A 19,063-nucleotide genomic window follows, 5' to 3' on the forward strand; every position below is an offset into this window, starting at 1 on the left:
CTTAAGAGTGCTACAGCCAGTCGTTAAGTCCCTTTTATGTTGAATGAGGAGGTGAGCTTTAGAAGTAGCACAACTAAAACATGTATGCCCAGCCAATCATTGGGCCTTTTTGGGTCACATCTAATTCTACCGGACCGTTTGTACTGTCGGTCGTATTTTGAAGGTTTAGATATCGATAGCCGAACCAGAGGTTATTGTGCTTACTAAAACTATACGTCCCAGCAAGATTTAGCCCGCGGTTTATATCGTTGTCACCAGCAATACCCGCATCCACTGTTAAGCTTAACCCCCAGTTGTTACCAAACTGATGGGCATACTTTAAGCCAATCAGCCAGTCGAATTGGTGGGAACTGGATGTGATGGTACCGTTTTTATCATTCCAAAATGGGCGGTCACTATTAGCGCCTACATTAACATCAATTTTGCTGTATACATGACGCACTCCAGTCAGCAGCACTAGCCCATGGGTGACCTCATAACCAGCGAATAAGTCGTTTAGCGACATGTGAGCACTTAAATCAACATTGAAGCTAGGAACGAAGCGCCCAGGTTGAGTATCCGTATCATTTTTGACATGAAGATAATTCGCTCGAACACCTAATAACCACCTGTCTTTTTGAGCATAGAAGTCCCCCATTAAACCGAAGTTTAAGTTGCTAACAATGTTATCAAAAGGAATATCGATATCAATCTTGTCGTTTGCAGGGCCCGTTGTACCCGTTATGCTGGGTGCCCATAACATTGGAAATACGACAAGAAACTCCCATTCCTCGTCCTTATCCGCTGCCATCGAAAGCGATGAAGTGAGCAATGACGCTGCCACTATACTTTGTCCTATAAAACGCATGCATAATCCTTTAAGTACGTTTATATCGTTATAATTGTGTAGGTATACCGAGTGTGTTGATCTCGTTACCTTGCTCGCTACTCTATTGTGCGATTATGGTTCTGCACCGCAATTTGTGGCGCATTAATATTGTGTTTACGAAATTCATCAATCACACGTAAGGTAATATCCGTTTCGAAGAGTTTTTCATACGCGGTGTCTACAACATACGCTTTACAGGTGAGTTGTACCGCTAAGTAATTGTCTGTAATCGTTTGTTTAACCAATACCGTAACAGGTTTAGGCAGATGAATATAGCGACTAGACGACGCCGCTTCCTGAATCAAGTTACGTGCCATGACAATATCTTCGTTCATGCCAACGTAGAACGGAATCACGACTTGCATATCCAATGCACCATAGTTACCACTGACCGTTACTTCGTTAAGAAATTTGTTGTTAGGAATGGTGATGATGTCGTCATTTAATGTCCTCATTCGAACGGAGCGTAAACCAATGGTAGTAATATCCCCATAATTGCCTTCAAATGTGACACGGTCACCAACCTGGAACGGACGGTCAATCATAACGGTCAGTCCGGCAATAAACGAAGCAGCAAGATCTTTTAGTGCAAAGCCAACAGACACCGCCAATGTGCCGCCTATTAGCGCCAGTATATGGTCATTGATTCGAAAACTAAGCATGAATACGACCAAGCCTGCCGTCATATAGATGAAGAACTGTAGAAAAGACTGCAGTTTTTGAAGCAGCATGCGATATTGAACGAACTGCCCCCCAATACTTTCTACCATTGAATTCATAAATTTGATGAGCAGCCAAGTGCCCATCATGATAAGGACACTAAAGATCACGCCAGACCAACGAATTAAATTGGTAAACTGGGTAATATTTTCGACAGATGCGATCGCTTCCTCAGCATTAACAGCACTAGAAAGTAGCAGTAGGGCGATAACGTATAGCCATTTATTCATAAGAGAAAGCCCTGTTATTTAACGAGTAAATGTTGACGGTCTAGAACATTAGTAATGTGTCTAAACCAGTGATCGGAGACCCGCGCTTTATCTTCAGCCCATTCAATGTAACCTCGGCTTTGGAAATAACGTAAAGTACCGATTACTTCCGATATAGTGAGTTGAGTACAATCTGAAAGGTCATCGGGTGATGCTGCTTCTAACTGAACAATCGATCGCAGCACGGCAAGCATAGGTTTTGGCATTTTTTCCAATTCTTCTGATTCTGGAGCATGAAAAAGTCGCACAACAACATGACCGTTGCTTTTATCTCTTCTCAAAGACAACCTGAAAAAGCGCAACGCAACGGTTGGGTTACCATCAGAGTAATGCCATAAGATGCGATAGAAGCCTTGTCGTGCGCGTTCTTCTTCAGTTTCACTGTCGTTGTCCCATTGTTTCGGAACGACGAGCCCGTCAAAGCTTAACGGTTTCTCGATAGTTTGATTGATACGAGTATCAAGCAGTTTTTGAATTTGTGTTTCACTCCACCTAGGTAAAAAGGCAACCCAATCAAACAACAAACGTTCGCCACGCGCACGGTCTACAAAGCGCCAGCTGGCTTTCTCTATGGCAAATACCGCGCGGTGATTTTTCTTAGAGCGACGCAGCAGATTAGTAAAGCGAATGAGGTCATTGAGCCCGCCTACCTTTGGCTTAACTAACCTCTGACAATTATCAATCGCAATGAGGTAGGGGATTTCGCTCTTACGTAACAAAGTGAGGATCTTCACTTCACTGGTCTCAGGTTCCAATCCTAAACTGATCGCCAACTCAACCAATAATTCGTTGTAACCCGCTAGCGGGCAATTGATATAGATGGGTTCAGCATTCTTCGTTTTAGCCAATAATTGTTGAAGTAAGCGTGTAGCACCCACACCTCTTTCGCCTGTAATGACGCAGATGGCTGGATTATCGGTGAGTAGATATTGCGATAGCTGTTTTACTTCATTTGTGGCGTAATCGACGAGTGGACTTTCTTCATTACCGGGAAGAATGTACTTAAACGCATCATCCCCACGGACACGGACTAAATTATGGTCTCCTTTACTGCCAGTTTGCTTAGCTACTTCAATTTTGAATAAGTAAGTTAATGCCTGATTGAAAAAGGTATTTCTTGAGAGTAGCCCTATAGAACGGTTTTTTAAGTGGTGGATGGTGAGCCAAATCGTCGCAATGGTGGTGGCAATAATACCTAAAAATAACGTATCTTTTTTTCTTGACGCCCAAACGACAATCAGCGGTTTCTCATTAACGCGTTCCAATGATTGAAACACGATCGGTTTCCACATCACTAAGACGGTCACGGTAATAAAGGCAAACCAAAATGAGAAAAGGCTGTATATCCAATAATAAATGGTGCCTTTACCGAGTGTTTCAGATGAAATTTGCAGTACTACGCCCGCTAAGATAAAGCTCCAGACATAGCGTCGGATTGTAGAGAGACGTAATGCCACAATCTCCGGACTAGACGCCATACTATTGCGATGAGCAAACTCCAAAATAAAGCTAATAGCAATAGAGCCACCCAGTACCCACCACGTGAAAATCTCTAGATAAATGAGATGCTCAAGGGCATCTATGCTACTTAACACTCGTAGAGACAGTGTGAGCGCTATTAACCAAGCGATAGCGCGACTCGCGCGCCCGATGTACCAAATGATGCGAACCCAAATAGGGGGCTTAGACATGTTGGAAGCAACGTGCTGCTTGAACTGTTCAAACAAACGTTTCTGATTGGCTAACCACCACATCAGCAATGAGTAGATAAAGAACACTTTAAGCGCCGCCCAAATAACAGGGATAGGCGAAATGAAGATTTCTTTAATTAGCGTTTTAATACTGATAAATTGCAAAAATACAAAGTACTCAGCGTTTAGCGCAGTGAGCTTTAGCTCTTGTTTAAACTGAGTCACGCCATCAGGTCCAAAGCCTGTGAGTTGATCTCGAGTGCGATCCGATGCTAAGTCGAGTAAGCGTTGTTTACTTAGACTTAAACTTCCTAAGGTTAAGTAGTGATTCTGGACATCTAACCAACGTTCCTCTTTTTCTTTTGAAGCGTGGCGGTACTCTTTCAACGACGCTTCGAACGCACGAATCTCATCATCTTGTAGTTCCAGTGTCACTGACAACAAACGTCGGACTTTAGATTGCTCAGAGGGCGTTAAGAATAACGGGTTGGGAAACGCGGAGACTTCCTTCTCCATATCAATCGCACTTTGCGATAAAACCGGGAGAGTCTCATCTTGATATTCCCACTTAGCCATTGCGTGAGAGCAAAAAAGAGAGGTGAGTAACGATAGTGTAATAATGAGCTTTTTCATGATTGTGCACACTGCCTGTAACTGACTGTATAAATTGGTATTGTCATAATTATATAGTGTAGTTACCGTAATCGGACTTCGCTCATTTTGGCAGTAGAAAATTGAAAATGACTAGAATTTGTATTAGAAATGAATAGTCCGTGGTCACTTTGTCAGTAAAAGCTTTAGCTTTACGGAAAAAAGCTTGTGGTGACGTCACTTTGTTACTTGCAACCTAGGCTAACTCCCTGTAGGGTTGCGCAGTTTTGTTCATTCTCAAAGGTATTGCTTGTGCTTTCAACCGCTAACATCACGCAACAGTTTGGTGCTAAACCACTGTTTGAAAATATTTCTATCAAATTTGGTGACGGTAACCGTTACGGCCTAATCGGTGCGAACGGCTGTGGTAAATCCACGTTTATGAAGATTCTAAGCGGTGAGCTAGAGCAAACCAGTGGTACCGTTTCTTGCGATCCTAATGAACGTGTAGCAAAACTGAACCAAGACCAGTTTGCTTACGAAGAGTTCTCTGTTGTTGACACTGTTATCATGGGTCACAAAGAGCTTTGGGAAATCAAAAAAGAACGTGATCGTATTTACTCGTTGCCAGAAATGAGTGAAGACGACGGTATGAAAGTTGCCGACCTTGAAGTTCAATTTGCAGAACTTGATGGTTACATGGCGGAATCAAAAGCTGGTGAATTACTATTAGCGGTAGGTATTCCACTAGAGCAGCATTATGGCCTAATGAGTGAAGTAGCGCCTGGTTGGAAACTGCGTGTGCTTTTGGCTCAGGTATTATTTGCTGACCCACATATCATGCTACTTGATGAACCAACGAACAACTTGGATATGGATACTATCCGTTGGTTAGAGCACACGCTTAACCAGCGTAACTGCACAATGATCATTATCTCGCATGACCGTCACTTCTTAAACAGTGTGTGTACGCACATGGCTGACCTAGATTATGGTGAGTTACGCGTTTACCCTGGTAACTACGACGAATACATGTTCGCTGCGACTCAGGCTCGTGAGCGTTTATTATCTGATAATGCGAAGAAAAAAGCACAAATTGCAGAACTTCAAACGTTCGTTTCTCGATTCTCTGCCAACGCCTCGAAAGCGAAACAAGCTACGTCTCGTGCTAAACAAATTGATAAGATTCAACTTGATGAAGTGAAAGCATCAAGCCGTCAAAATCCATTCATTCGCTTTGAGCAAGAGAAAGAGTTGTTCCGTAACGCTCTGATTATTGAAGAACTGTCTAACGGCTTCGATGATGGAATGCTTTGGTCAGACTTTAACGCTATCTTTGAAGTTGGCGAGCGCGTTGCCATTATTGGTGAGAATGGTGTGGGTAAAACAACCCTACTTAACACGCTTGCAGGCGCACTTGAGCAAAAATCTGGTACGTATAAGTGGTCAGAAAACTCAAATATTGGTTACTATGCTCAAGATCACGCCCACGATTTTGCCGAAGATCTAAATCTAACAGATTGGATGGGGCAATGGCGTCAGGAAGGCGATGATGAGCAAGTGGTTCGTAGCTTCTTAGGTCGTATGCTGTTTAGCCAAGATGACATCAAAAAGTCAGTGAAAGTTCTGTCTGGTGGTGAGCAAGGTCGTATGCTTCTAGGCAAATTAATGATGCATAAACCAAACATGTTGTTGATGGATGAACCAACAAACCACATGGATATGGAATCTATTGAGTCATTAAACTTGGCGCTTGAGAACTACAAAGGTACATTGTTATTTGTATCGCACGACAGACAATTTGTATCGTCTTTGGCGACGCGCATTCTTGAAATCAAAGATAACAAGATCAATGATTTCAAAGGTACGTACGAAGAATTCCTAAAAATGCGCGGTGACGCGTAAGCTTGAGAGTGTTTATCGATACTTAGATGTTTAAATAACACTGAGTACTGTCGACTAATCAAAAACAAAAAGGCAGCCCATATGTATATGGGCTGCCTTTTTTACAACGTTAGGTTTAATCAGAGGGGCTGATTCGGTAGTTTAGTGCGTGATTAAGGTTCGGACTGCATCATCAAAGATCTTATAATCGAATGCCTCAGTTTTAGCTACTTAGTTATTTGGTTAATTAGTTACTTCGTACCCTTCACATCGAAGTCGATCTTGTCGCTACCGGTGAATACTTGGAAACGTAGCCCTTTAGCTCGAGCGATGGTGGTAATACCAAACTGCTTGGCTAGGTCTAACCCCATTTGCGTCACACCAGAGCGTGAAAGAAGAACAGAGATCCCCATTTGTGCGACTTTTATGACCATTTCGGACGTGAGTCGCCCCGTGGTGTAAAAAATCTTATCATCACCGGTTTCTTCGTTGAGCCATAGTTCACCCGCTAACGTATCTACCGCATTGTGGCGCCCTACATCTTCAACAAACGAAAGGACTTGATTATTTTGGCAAATCGCACATCCATGCACGGCACCTGCTTTTTTGTACGTATCGTTAAAGTGGGTGAGCGCCTCGAGTGTGGCATAAATCTGTGACTGTTTTAACGGAGTTTGTGGAACCTGATACCCATCCAGCTGTTTCATCACGTTGCCATACATAGTGCCTTGCCCACAACCAGAGGTGACGGTTTTTTTCTTTAAGGCTTCTTCCAGAAAATCTGTATTCTCTTTTGTAATAACGGCTGCGGAATGGGTTTCCCAATCGATAATGAGTGACTCGACGGCGTTGGGATCAGACAAAAAGCCCTGATTTTTTAGATAACCTAGGACCAAAGAATCTGGTCTAGAGCCTAGGGTCATTAACGTGACGATTTCTTTCCAGTTTAGCATCACGGTAAGCGGACGTTCGCAGGCGATTTGCTTGACGAGCTTCTCACCATATTCGTCAACAACTTCCACTTCCATTGTTTGTAAAGGATTTTCGCTTGTTCTAATAATATTTGGCTTTACCACGCAATTTGTCCTTTTGTTCAACTGTAATAGTGGTTAAGAAGAGCAACTAACTCAACCTATTGGCTTGATTATTGCTTCGTAATCAGTAATTAGCAACTTAGTTAACAAGAAAAGCAAATTAAATGCCAATGACTGACGCTGATGACTCAAAAGTGATTGTATGCCTAATGGGCTTGGTAAATCACTAGTTATCACTGTTATAAACAAACTTAGTCCGAGATGAGTATTAGATGTTACCGGAAAAAAATGACGACCAATGGCCGCTACAAATTGACGTTGTTGCCACTGAAAAACAAGTCGGTCGCTGGATGACCACCCAAAGGGAACTCAACGGTTTTGGCCTGTCTGATGTTGATGTTAGCCGGCCGTATGGCTTACTAGAACTATACAAAGATGAACGCACAGACTACCGCTTTAATTTAAGTTCCCAATCACCTAAATTGTTTGTCGTGTTTGATAATCATGATGAGTTAGATTTAACACCCGTCGTTGTCACTGCGTCTCAAGGTGTGGCTGGCTCATTTATGGATGGGGACTATTTAGTTCTGTCAAATACGATGCCGTTGCCAATACAAGCTTGGATGGAAGCCTTTATTGGTAGGCATGGAGAGCTGTTAGAAGTCAGACGAAAAAAACGCAAAGGTGCGGGGCGTTCAAGTGAAAAATAGTTTTCTCTCACGCTGGTCACAGCGCAAGCTAGAAACAGATAAAACGATCCTATCAGGGGACTTAGACCCTGCTAGCGATACCGATGATGTACAGTTGTCGGAAGGTACTAGTCAGAATACCCGTGTATCAGAATCACGTATCGAAGCCCTAGACAGTCGTGAAAGTCACTTAGATGCTGACGAGCCTGCTGTTATTGGTGAGGACTGCGAGCATGAGGGGACAGAACGCAGTAATAGTGCCGGTGAGAGCGATAATAATGGCAGTGAGGGCGATGATATTCCTATCGAGTCGCTTTCAATGTCGGAGTTAATGACTAAGACGGGGCTTGATAAAGCGGCCAAAAAGGCGGCGCTACGCAAAATGTTTCTGAGTCCCGAATTTAATGTCGTCGATCGACTCAATGATTATGATCATGACTATGCCGCGGTTAAGCCTCTGGCCGCAGGTGTTGCAGAAACACTTAGAGAATGGGTGAAGAAAGTAGAAGAGCTGGATAGTGATACAGCACGCCCTGAAAGCGTAGAGGACAATCATGACAGTTATGCCCAAGCGATCGATGATGAGCATGCCGATGACGCAAAACAAGCAAGTGGTGATGATGCCCATGAAGCGGAACAAAATAACAACGCAAAGGGTGAACTTCAGCAAACGCGATCAGAAGATGTAACGGATGTTGATACGAGCTCAAGCGTTTCAAGTGTTAATGATGAAATGAAGGTTGAAGCTCGTAAAGATAACGGTGTAGCTAAAGACTAACACTTTGATTGAGACAATATTTACCACACAAAAAATAGGTACATTTTGTCTTAGTGATAAAATCATATAACTAAGACAAATTGTCTCACCACGATAAATAAAACCGATCAACGGTGTGCAATAAAACGATAATCCAAGCTAACTTGAATGATAAAAGAAGTAATCTGGGCATATTTATCCATTTATCAGCTGATCGGCTATAAAATCGAGAGAGCTTCTAGTTGGAACAATAATTGCAATTTGTGTCTACAGTGACGATTTAACGTCAAAGCGATGGGGCAAAGACCCCTGCACTGGAAGATGCAATGATAAAAAAATTATTAGAAGAATCGACAACCACGAACGGACTGGCTCGTCTTTACGCGTTTGAAAATACCGTAGAGCTTACCAATCTTATTCCTCCTACCGTTAGCTATGAAAGCCAGGGCGATACCCTTATCGTCGGCCCGACTGCGATTATAACGAGTACGGCCGAGCAGTTAACGGCGATGCATTCGCTTACATTGCTTTCGAGTGATGGTGTCACGAGTGAGAGCTATCCCAACCTCTATTTTGCAGATAGCGTTGAAATTTCGGGGTTTCTAGGCACCTTTACCGTTAATGTTCAAAACAATATGCAAACTATCAATCTTGCGGAAGTATCAGTAGGGCGAGATTGTTTTGATGTTGTGTTGGATCATACTCTCAACGGCTGCATGTCTGAGCAGGTCCCCGTACCGGGCTTTTACCCAGTAGGAAGAGGTTATCCATCTCTTGCTGAGGCGTTGGAAGTGATTCCAACACTCATGGGGACATTCGATAAGCCAAAGTATTTCCGCTTGGATACCGATTTGTGTGCTCACAGCTCTCGTGGGGTAAAAGGGTGTGAGCGTTGTGTGGATGCATGTCCTGCGGGTGCGTTATCTAGTGAAGGTAACGATAAGATTGGCCACAAGATAGAAATTAACCCTTACTTGTGTCAAGGCGTAGGGACGTGTGCCACGGCTTGTCCGACAGAAGCCATTCATTACGCACTACCGACGCCTAAAGAGACGCAAAAATTCATCGAACGAACGTTAGCGAACTATCACAAACAAGGTGGCAAAGATGCCATTATTCTTATTTGTAGTTCCAGGCATGAAACGTACAACGTGATGGCATTGCGAGCATTACCCGATCATGTGATTCCTGTCGTCGTGGAAGAGTTACCTTCAGTCGGAATTGACACTTGGCTCGCTGCACTGGTTAACGGCGCGACTCAAGTGTTATTTGCAGCTAGTCGTCATATGCCGGAAACCATTCAAACTGTGCTGAATCGTGAAGTAGGTATGGCGCAATTGTTACTTGAGAATTTAGGGCTTGCTCGAGAAACCATTGATATCTTGTACTTAGAATCGTTGCGAGAAGGGTTGCCCACACTCGTTACCACGTCACTTGGTGTGAATGTCGGCGACGTGCAAGGTGACAAACGACAACGCCTTTACACCTCTCTTGATGCGTTGGCATCTCAACATTCCGTTATTGAAACCATCCAAGTTCTTCCTTCCACTTCGCCATTTGGTACGGTGAATTGTGATACAGATAAATGCACATTGTGCATGGGCTGTGTCGCGGTTTGCCCGACAAAAGCGCTGCATAACACTGGCGACAGGCCTGCGCTAGATTTTATCGAACAAGATTGTGTGCAATGCGGGATGTGTGAAAAGGCTTGTCCCGAATCAGCATTATCTCTATCGCAACAACTTAATTGGAATCAAGAGTCTCGCCAAAGTGTTGTCGCTATCCATGAAGAAAAGGCGGCGGAATGCTTACGTTGTGGCAAACCTTTCGCGCCACAGTCTATGATTACCATGCTGCAAGATAAGTTACGTGGTCACTCTCATTTTTCAGACGAAATGTCGTTACGCCGTATCGCTATGTGTGAAGACTGCCGCGTCGTAGATGTATTCGAAGCAATGGCTGAAAACCCAGAACAACAATTAAAAATTTAGGAGTAGATGTTGATGGAAGAACAACATGATGAAATGCGAAGTGACATTTATCTCTTGATTTCAACACTCTGCCGTCAAGCGCCAGATAGGGATCTAGTGGAGTTTTTAGCCCATCTAGAAATCGAAAGTGGCATTAATCAAATGACAGCAGCATGGCAGGATTTATCTGCTGCAGCCAAAGAAGCACAGGTCAGCGCGCTTGAAGATGAGTATCAAGATTTATTTATTGGTATTGGTAAAGGTGAAGTTGTGCCGTTTGCTTCTTGGCACCTGACTGGTTCATTAATGGAGAAACCGCTCGCTGCGTTAAGACAAACTCTGACTCAATTAGGATTGGAGCGAGAGGACGGAGTAAAGGAGCCTGAAGACCATATTGCCGCGATATGCGAAGTGATGGCAGCGTTAATTGAACAACAGAGTGAACCCGAAGCAAAGGCGTTTTTTAATCAACATCTTGCCACTTGGTATGGGTCGTTCTGTCGTCAAATGGAGTCGGCATCAAGTGCCCAATTTTATAAGGCTGTAGCGGTTTTGATGGCTGCGTTTTTCGATGTAGAGCAGGTGAAGTATGCGACTAGCCCAGTGTCTACCAAAGCAAAAATGAAAATTGATGTAAAGAACATTACCACTAAGTAATGACCGTTTAATCGTTAGTAAGTTGAGCGTGAGGCTTAACTTAACTATTCAGCTTACTAGAGATGTCTGTGCTTATTAAGTACAAGGTATCCACTCAGGGAGCAAACTATGAGCAAGCAAAACAAGCAAGATGAACAGAGCACATGCAATGAAAGCCGACGTAATCTTTTAAAAGGATTAACGACTGCTGCGGTCGCGGGTGCCGTCATTACAGGTACCGCGCAGGCGGCAGGTAGTGATGTAGCAGATACACCGTTAGATAGCAGTGCAAAGAAAACGGGATATCGTGAAACACAACATGTGAAAGACTACTACGACACACTTTAAGGAGCGAACCAATGAAACTGACTAAACGCTCCAATACAGTGAGCAAAAATGAAAACAAGCTAGGCATTAGTCGCCGAACGTTTATGCGCAGCTCCACGCTTGCAGCAGGTGGTGTAGCCGCTGGCGCGTATGTATTTGCTCCAGGTATGATCAAGAAGGCAGAAGCCAAGGCTGTTGATCCTGAAGCGAAAACCGAAGTGAGACGAACAATTTGTTCACACTGTTCCGTAGGTTGCGGTGTCTATGCTGAAGTTCAAAATGGTGTGTGGACCGGGCAAGAGCCCGCATTTGACCACCCATTTAATGCTGGCGGACATTGTGCAAAAGGGGCAGCTTTACGTGAGCACGGACACGGCGAACGACGCCTTAAATATCCAATGAAGCTTGAAGGCGGTAAATGGAAAAAGCTGACGTGGGATGAAGCGATCGAAGAGATTGGAAGTAAAGTCTTAGAAATCCGCGAAGAATCAGGACCCGATTCCGTTTATTGGCTGGGCAGCGCTAAGCACAACAATGAACAAGCGTATATGTTCAGAAAAATGGCGTCTCTTTGGGGCACCAATAATGTCGACCACCAAGCACGTATTTGTCACTCGACTACAGTATCCGGTGTTGCTAATACATGGGGTTACGGGGCAATGACGAACTCTTTCAATGATATGCATAACTGTAAGTCTATGCTGTTCATTGGTTCAAACCCTGCGGAGGCTCATCCTGTTGCAATGCAGCACATCCTGATCGCGAAAGAGAAAAACGGTTGTAAGATCGTTGTTGCTGATCCAAGACGTACGCGTACCGCAGCGAAATCTGATCATTACTGTTCCCTAAGACCGGGAACCGATGTGGCCTTTGTATGGGGCTTGCTATGGCACATTTTTGCGAATAAATGGGAAGATCAGGAGTTTATTCGCCAGCGTGTGTTCGGGATGGACGAGATTCGCAAAGAAGTGGCTAACTGGAATCCAAAAGAAGTTGAACGTGTTACTGGTGTTAGCGAAGCTGACGTCTATAAAGCCGCTAAACTTCTTGCTGACAACCGTCCAGGCAGCATTATTTGGTGTATGGGCGGTACGCAACACACCACAGGTAATAACAACACCCGTGCTTACTGTGTGCTTGAGTTAGCACTTGGTAATATTGGTAAGTCAGGTGGTGGAGCCAACATATTCCGTGGGCACGATAACGTACAAGGTGCGACGGATTTAGGCGTACTTTCTCATACACTCCCTGGTTATTACGGTTTGGCGGAAGGCTCTTGGAAGCATTGGGCTAAAGTTTGGGATGTCGATTTCGAGTGGGTCAAAGGACGTTTCGATCCAAACGAATATCGTGGTAAGAAACCGATGAATAACATGGGTATTCCAGTTTCTCGTTGGATCGATGGTGTACTAGAAAACAAAGACAATATTGAACAAAACGACAATATACGCGCCATGTTCTATTGGGGACATGCGGTTAACTCGCAAACCCGTGGCGTAGAAATGAAAAAGGCCATGTCGAAGTTAGACATGATGGTGATTGTTGATCCATACCCAACAGTTGCGGCGGTGATGAACGATCGAACTGACGGGGTGTATTTACTTCCTGCAACCACTCAGTTTGAAACGTATGGCTCGGTGACGGCATCAAACCGCTCTATTCAATGGCGAGACCAAGTCATTGAACCGTTGTTTGACTCTAAACCCGATCACGAAATCATGTACCTTTTAACGAAAAAGTTGGGCTTTTCTGATCAGCTATTCAAAAACATCAGCGTTGAAAATAACCAACCTTTGATTGAAGACATTACCCGTGAATTTAACAAAGGTATGTGGACGATAGGTTATACAGGACAAAGTCCAGAACGTTTAAAAGCGCATCAACAAAACTGGCATATTTTCAATAAAACTAGCCTAGAAGCCGAAGGTGGTGTCGCCAATGGTGAAACGTATGGTCTACCTTGGCCATGTTGGGGGACGCCAGAGATGAAGCACCCGGGCACACATATTCTCTATGACACATCAAAGCCGGTCGCACTTGGCGGCGGTAACTTCCGTGCGCGATTTGGTGTTGAGTATGAAGGAAATAATCTGCTGGCTGAAGATAGCTATTCTGTTGGCTGTGAAATTGAAGATGGCTACCCAGAGTTTACTGATAAGCTAATTAAACAGCTTGGTTGGTGGGGGGACTTGACCCCTGAAGAACAAGCCGCAGCGGAAGGTAAAAACTGGAAAACAGACTTGTCAGGCGGTATTCAACGTGTCGCTGTACTTCATGGCTGTATGCCATTTGGTAATGCGAAAGCTCGTGCGATTGTTTGGACTTTCCCAGATAAAGTCCCGTTGCATCGTGAGCCACTCTACACACCACGACGTGATCTGGTTGTGGATTATCCTACCTGGGATGACAGTGAATCGATTTATCGTTTACCAACGCTTTATAAGTCAATTCAAGATCAAGATAAATCTGGCGAATATCCAATTGTATTGACCTCTGGACGCTTGGTTGAATATGAAGGTGGTGGTGAAGAAACGCGCTCTAACCCTTGGCTTGCCGAGCTACAACGTGAAATGTTTGTAGAAGTTAACCCGAAAGATGCCAATGACATTGGCTTTAAAGACGGTGACATGGTTTGGGTAGAAGGAGCAGAGAAGGGACGAATTAAGGTGAAAGCGCTTGTAACGCGACGTGTTAAACCGGGTTTAGCGTTCATTCCTTTCCACTTTGGTGGAAAATTCCAAGGTGAAGATCTTCGTTCTAAATACCCTGAGGGTAGTGACCCATATGTAATAGGCGAAGCGGCCAATACTGCGACCACCTACGGTTATGATCCGGTCACGCAGATGCAAGAAACCAAAGTCACTCTCTGTAATATCAAGAAAGCGTAAGGAGTCATAACATGGCTAGAATGAAATTCCTTTGTGACACCAAACGTTGTATTGACTGTAACGGCTGTGTCACAGCATGTAAAAACGAAAACGATGAAGCACTCGAGTGGGGTATCCAACGCCGCCGAGTAGTGACATTAAATGATGGCGAACCGGGTGAAAACTCAATCTCCGTTGCTTGTATGCACTGTACGGATGCGCCTTGTATGGCAGTCTGCCCAGCTGATTGTTTTGAGCATACAGAGGACGGTATTGTGCTTCACAATAAAGACCTCTGTATTGGTTGCGGTTATTGCTTATTTGCTTGCCCATTTGGTGCTCCACAGTTCCCTAAACAAGCTTCGTTTGGTGAGCGTGGCAAGATGGACAAGTGTACGTTCTGTGCTGGCGGTCCTGAAACTGAAGATAATTCAGAAGAAGAACGCGCTAAATACGGTGCAAACCGCATTGCTGAAGGTAAATTGCCGATGTGTGCTTCGTTATGTTCAACAAAAGCACTGCTGGCCGGGGATGCAGAGAAAGTCTCTGACATATTCCGTCAACGTGTGGTAGAGCGTGGAGCAAAAAATGCAGGCTGGAGCGACGGTCACGATCTGTCTTACGATGCAACCAAGAGCTAATGGAGACACGTATGCTAAGTACGCTTAGAAACCAAGCTCTTGCAATGCTGCCTATATTGGCAGCATTACTGCTGACCTTGTCGTTTGGAGTACAAGCAGAAGAGAGCAAGAATGACAAAGTAGTGCAAAGTGAAATGGTCCAGTTGGCTGGTGCCGATTATTGGCGTGCAGTTAAAGATGGAGTAGAAGGGACGACGACGTCTGGCTCTCCAGAGCACGGAGTATTGATTAGTACTCCGGGTGAAACTTGGTTCATTTTAAAAGAGAAATGGATGTCTCCTGCGGCAGCGGTAGCGATTTTCGGTAGTATCTCGATGGTGGTGCTTATGTACTTCATCGTTGGACCACTGAAGCTAAGCGCTGCACGAACAGGCAAAAAAGTGAAGCGTTGGTCTAGAATGGATCGTGCCCTTCACTGGAGTATGGCATTTACCTTTTTGACTCTTGCATTTAGTGGACTGATGCTGGTCTACGGTAAACACTTTATGAAGCCCTATGTTCCAACAGAACTTTGGGGGTGGACCATTTATATTGCCAAGCAATACCATAACTATGTGGGCCCGCTATTCTTCATTCTACTTTTCGCGGTTCTAATCAAATGGTGGCGAAAATCCATCTTTGATAAGACCGACGTGCAGTGGTTTATGAAGCTTGGAGGCATGGTTGGTAAGCACAAAGGGTCGCATCCATCTGCTGGGTTTTCAAATGGTGGGGAAAAAGCGATTTATTGGTTACTTATCTGTTTTGGTGCGGTAGCGGCCGTCAGTGGCTTAGTCCTCGATTTCCCAATTTTCGGACAAACTCGCCGTGATATGGAGCTGTCGAATTTAGTGCATATGTTCTCTGCATTGATTTTGATTTGTGGTTTTGTGTTCCATATTTATATCGGGCTTTTTGGTATGGAAGGTGCACTAGAAGGCATGGTTACTGGTGAAGTTGATGAAACATGGGCGAAAGAACATCATGATTTGTGGTTTGAGGAAGTGAAAAACGCAGACAACGAAGAAGTAAATTCGGCACCGAACGCTGATTCAACGTCTACGAAGACTCAATCCGACAGTAAGCTGACTTAAGGGAGTATCGACTATTATGCAGCAACAACATAAAGGCATTTGGGTTGCGTACATCTTAAGCCTCTTTACGCCCTTTACTTTACTTATCTCAGGCGTTATAGCTATTGTTTACGCAGGCTATCGATTGGATAAAGGTGAGGATACAGATGTCGTCAACTCACATTATTACGGACTAATTAGGACGTTTTTTCTAAACCTAACCTTCTTTGTCGTTTTAATCGTTACCGTTGCCACCTCGAATGGATTACTGAAAGGCGTGACCCATTACTGGTATAAAGCGACATGGATTGATCAAATTGCCAACGTTATTCCATATGTAGGGATGGTGTTTGCAGCGGTTGCGATTATCGTGTGGATAATCCGTATGTTCAAGGGAATGGATATGCTTAAGCGTAATATTCCGATGACGTTTGATAAAGGTCCTCAACTGATTGATACGACGCAATAAACGCAGCCAGTTAACGCTGTAAAAGTCGCTAAGCCCATGTTGTAAGACACATGGGCTTTCTTTTGTCCCGCATATACTACCAGCATGTTCAAGTGTCTTTGATATGCTTCCATTACGACATGCCACATTAACCAGGTCGCAACATCTTGGTGCGCACAAGTTTAGTGCTTATCACTAACATGGTGCAACCAATCATAACTTCGATAGCGAGTTGACTGAATGTTCCAAATTAAAACTCAGTGTTATTAGTGTGTTACTGCGATTAGTCAAGGTTGTGTTTCTTGGAATAGTTCTTGCTGTTATCAAGCCATGAGAATTCAAAGCACCAACTTGGTGTGATGGAAATGTTATGAAGCACAATGATGATGCTTTACATGGAAATGTGGTTTAAAGGAGTAATCGATACATGACCCCTTCGGTAGAACAGGTACATGGCGCTGTACAAACGCTCACACAAAGCTCAGACACGCTCTTCTTATTATTAGGCGCGATCATGGTATTTTTAATGCACGCCGGCTTCGCTTTTCTTGAAGTAGGAACCGTAAGACATAAAAACCAAGTTAATGCGTTGGTAAAAATACTTGCTGATTTTGGTGTTTCAGCCATTGCCTATTTCTTTATTGGGTACTGGGTTGCTTATGGAGGCACATTCTTTGCCGATGCAGAAACACTATCACAAGGTAATGGCTATGAATTGGTTAAATTCTTCTTCTTGCTAACATTTGCAGCCGCTATACCGGCAATTGTCTCGGGAGGTATCGCGGAGCGCGCTCGATTCTATCCAATCCTGTTAGCGACGTTTTTTACGGTTGGCTTAGTGTACCCATTGTTTGAAGGTATGATTTGGAATGGTAACTTTGGGTTTCAAGGGTGGCTAGAAACCACATTTGGCGCCGGGTTCCATGACTTCGCAGGTTCTGTCGTGGTGCATGGTGTAGGTGGCTGGATAGCGTTAGTCGCGGTTATATTTTTAGGGATGAGAAAAGGCCGTATTCGCGCAGGTAAACATACAAACTTTGCACCATCCAATATTCCGTTCTTAGCTTTAGGGGCATGGATATTGAGTGTCGGCTGGTTCGGATTTAATGTTATGTCCGCCCAAGCGCTCGAGGGTATCAGTGGGCTTGTAGCCATGAACTCTTTAATGGCGATGGTTGGTGGTATATTAGCGGCGCTTATCGTTGGGAAAAACGACCCTGGGTTTATTCATAATGGTCCACTCGCGGGTCTCGTTGCAATTTGTGCGGGCTCTGATCTAATGCATCCCATTGGTGCTCTGATCACAGGTTCAATTGCAGGTGCTCTGTTTGTTTGGGCATTTACCTACCTGCAAAATAAAACAAAAATTGACGATGTATTGGGTGTATGGCCACTACATGGCTTATGTGGTGCTTGGGGCGGTATTGCTGCAGGCATATTTGGTCAAAGTGCGCTAGGCGGGTTAGGGGGCGTGAGCTTTGCCGCGCAATTGGTCGGTACGCTTGCAGGAATCGCTATAGCACTTATCGGAGCGCTAATAGTTTATGGTGTATTAGACAAGGTCACGGGTCTAAGGCTATCCGAGGAAGATGAGTTTAATGGCGCAGATTTAGCTATCCACAAAATTTCATCGACTAATGAGGACTAGGTTAGCGAATCATCATACGTAATCAACCCAAGAGAGGTGTCTATCGACACCTCTTTTGGGTTCTATTGTACGTACTGTTTAATCGTTCACAAAATTGCTAAAAAGCACCCAAATAATGCTTTTAAATCAAAGGCATTAGACTATGGTCTAAGTGTCAAAACTCGGTTGCCCACAGTAATCCATGTTATTCTTGTGGTATAGCTTACGTCAGAACAAGGATGGTTTATGAACTTCCCTTATAAAAATATTGTGGTATTAACAGGTGCGGGTATCTCAGCAGAATCGGGAATACAAACTTTTCGGACGCAAGACGGATTGTGGGAAAATCATAGAATTGAAGATGTGGCGACGCCGGAAGGCTTTGTTCGTGATCCTAATTTGGTTCAAAGCTTTTATAATCAAAGGCGCAAAAAACTTCAACAACCGAGCATTCTTCCTAATGCCGCTCATATCGCACTAGGTCAACTTGAGCGCGACCTTAATGGCTGCGTCACAGTCATCACACAAAATATCGATAACCTTCATGAACGGGGCGGTAGCGATAATGTCATTCATATGCATGGGGAACTGCTAAAGGCCCGATGCTCTGAATCAGGGCAGGTGATCGACATGAAAGACGATATCGTTACGGGTGATTTATGTCATTGCTGCCAATTACCTAGCCAGATTCGCCCTCACATTGTTTGGTTTGGAGAGATGCCGTTAAAGATGGGGGACATCTATTCAGCATTAGAGGCGGCTGACCTGTTTATTTCTATCGGCACCTCGGGTGTAGTGTACCCAGCCGCCGGTTTTGTACATGATGCAAAAATGCATGGTGCTCATACTATTGAAATTAACCTTGAGCCAAGTGCCGTTCAAAGTGAATTTGAAGAAAAACGGTACGGTAAAGCCAGTATAGAAGTGCCGAAGTTAGTTAAAGAACTACTGGCATTGCAAACTCAAGACCAAGAGACGTCATTGTAATACAA

Annotated in this window: 16 protein-coding genes; 12 read left to right on the forward strand and 4 right to left on the reverse strand. The window is 44.1% G+C overall.

The window, feature by feature from the left end; translation table 11 throughout:
• Positions 1–73: 73 nt before the first annotated feature.
• The 3 genes from L4D05_RS22475 to L4D05_RS22485 all read right to left on the reverse strand — a co-directional run bounded on the left by L4D05_RS22475 (position 74) and on the right by L4D05_RS22485 (position 4,181).
• A complete protein-coding gene (locus tag L4D05_RS22475; protein WP_428752459.1) occupies positions 74–847 on the reverse strand; it encodes a hypothetical protein in 774 nt (257 codons plus the stop codon).
• 77 nt (positions 848–924) lie between these two features.
• Positions 925–1,818 (reverse strand): mechanosensitive ion channel family protein, encoded by an 894-nt coding sequence (locus L4D05_RS22480; RefSeq protein ID WP_428752458.1) that lies wholly within the window; start codon positions 1,816–1,818, stop codon positions 925–927.
• 14 nt (positions 1,819–1,832) lie between these two features.
• Entirely contained in the window at positions 1,833–4,181 is a 2,349-nt protein-coding gene (locus tag L4D05_RS22485; protein ID WP_428795333.1) for an ATP-binding protein, read from the reverse strand.
• Between the two features lie 270 nt (positions 4,182–4,451).
• On the opposite strand from L4D05_RS22485, the gene L4D05_RS22490 reads away from it, so the two are divergent.
• Complete coding sequence (locus tag L4D05_RS22490; protein WP_428752456.1) at positions 4,452–6,044, forward strand: ABC-F family ATPase; 1,593 nt, start codon at positions 4,452–4,454, stop codon at positions 6,042–6,044.
• Between the two features lie 230 nt (positions 6,045–6,274).
• Here the strand turns inward: L4D05_RS22490 and L4D05_RS22495 are convergent, their stop codons facing one another.
• The gene (locus L4D05_RS22495) at positions 6,275–7,099 is read right to left on the reverse strand and encodes a formate dehydrogenase accessory sulfurtransferase FdhD (RefSeq protein ID WP_428795334.1); all 825 of its coding nucleotides are present in this window, start codon (positions 7,097–7,099) and stop codon (positions 6,275–6,277) included.
• A 230-nt stretch (positions 7,100–7,329) separates the two neighbouring features.
• On the opposite strand from L4D05_RS22495, the gene L4D05_RS22500 reads away from it, so the two are divergent.
• The 11 genes from L4D05_RS22500 (at position 7,330) to cobB (ending at position 19,058) form a co-directional block, all read left to right on the forward strand.
• Entirely contained in the window at positions 7,330–7,767 is a 438-nt protein-coding gene (locus L4D05_RS22500) for a DUF3305 domain-containing protein (RefSeq protein WP_428752454.1), read from the forward strand.
• Positions 7,757–8,524, forward strand: coding sequence for a DUF3306 domain-containing protein (locus tag L4D05_RS22505; protein ID WP_428795335.1), 768 nt, complete (start codon positions 7,757–7,759; stop codon positions 8,522–8,524). Before L4D05_RS22500 ends, L4D05_RS22505 begins: the two co-directional genes overlap by 11 nt.
• Before the next feature lie 305 nt (positions 8,525–8,829).
• Positions 8,830–10,494: a 4Fe-4S dicluster domain-containing protein gene (locus L4D05_RS22510; RefSeq protein WP_428795336.1), complete on the forward strand. Its 1,665-nt coding sequence runs from the start codon at positions 8,830–8,832 to the stop codon at positions 10,492–10,494.
• A gap of 6 nt (positions 10,495–10,500) precedes the next feature.
• Entirely contained in the window at positions 10,501–11,130 is a 630-nt protein-coding gene (locus tag L4D05_RS22515) for a TorD/DmsD family molecular chaperone (protein ID WP_428795337.1), read from the forward strand.
• A 108-nt stretch (positions 11,131–11,238) separates the two neighbouring features.
• Entirely contained in the window at positions 11,239–11,457 is a 219-nt protein-coding gene (locus L4D05_RS22520; RefSeq protein ID WP_428752450.1) for a twin-arginine translocation signal domain-containing protein, read from the forward strand.
• Between the two features lie 11 nt (positions 11,458–11,468).
• Positions 11,469–14,324, forward strand: a complete 2,856-nt coding sequence (locus tag L4D05_RS22525; RefSeq protein ID WP_428795338.1) for a formate dehydrogenase subunit alpha — start codon at positions 11,469–11,471, stop codon at positions 14,322–14,324.
• An 11-nt stretch (positions 14,325–14,335) separates the two neighbouring features.
• Entirely contained in the window at positions 14,336–14,944 is a 609-nt protein-coding gene (fdh3B, locus tag L4D05_RS22530; RefSeq protein ID WP_265677060.1) for a formate dehydrogenase FDH3 subunit beta, read from the forward strand.
• A gap of 11 nt (positions 14,945–14,955) precedes the next feature.
• Entirely contained in the window at positions 14,956–16,017 is a 1,062-nt protein-coding gene (locus L4D05_RS22535; RefSeq protein WP_428795339.1) for a formate dehydrogenase subunit gamma, read from the forward strand.
• A 16-nt stretch (positions 16,018–16,033) separates the two neighbouring features.
• Positions 16,034–16,465: a hypothetical protein gene (locus tag L4D05_RS22540; RefSeq protein ID WP_428752447.1), complete on the forward strand. Its 432-nt coding sequence runs from the start codon at positions 16,034–16,036 to the stop codon at positions 16,463–16,465.
• A 406-nt stretch (positions 16,466–16,871) separates the two neighbouring features.
• Positions 16,872–18,092, forward strand: a complete 1,221-nt coding sequence (locus L4D05_RS22545) for an ammonium transporter (RefSeq protein WP_428795340.1) — start codon at positions 16,872–16,874, stop codon at positions 18,090–18,092.
• A gap of 225 nt (positions 18,093–18,317) precedes the next feature.
• The gene (gene cobB, locus L4D05_RS22550; protein WP_428752445.1) at positions 18,318–19,058 is read left to right on the forward strand and encodes a Sir2 family NAD+-dependent deacetylase; all 741 of its coding nucleotides are present in this window, start codon (positions 18,318–18,320) and stop codon (positions 19,056–19,058) included.
• The last annotated feature ends 5 nt before the right edge of the window (positions 19,059–19,063 follow it).

This window comes from Vibrio nomapromontoriensis (genome assembly GCF_050337205.1).
Classification (GTDB): Bacteria; Pseudomonadota; Gammaproteobacteria; order Enterobacterales; family Vibrionaceae; genus Vibrio; species Vibrio nomapromontoriensis.